At 36.4% G+C, this 305-nt stretch carries 1 pseudogene; it reads right to left on the bottom strand.

Going from position 1 to position 305, the window contains the following annotated elements:
* Positions 1-305 (bottom strand): annotated as a pseudogene (locus SB775_RS28535) (glutamyl-tRNA reductase); the annotation flags it as partial.

The following is a 305-nucleotide window of genomic DNA, read 5'->3' as shown; positions in this document are numbered from 1 at the left end:
CACGCTCTTTTATGTTCTACTTCTTCCGCACAACTCTCTACATCTTCCATTTCTAAGTCAAAAATCTTTGCAAATAACGCTAATTTTTCGTCTGCTCCCTCTTCAGCAGCTATTTCTTTCGCTACTAAAATTGGGTCTTTCAATAATTGATTAATAATACTTTTCGTATGCTTACTAATTACTTTTCTCTCACGATCACTAAGATTCGGTATTTTTCGTTCCAAGCTTTCCATCGTTTCACTTTGGATAGCAAGTGCCTTATCACGAAGAGCTGCTATTAACGGAACAACACCAAGTGTACTTAA

The organism is Peribacillus sp. SIMBA_075 (assembly GCF_046534585.1).
The sequence above is the reverse complement of the archived record's forward strand: the minus strand, read 5'-3'. Positions and strand labels throughout refer to the sequence as shown.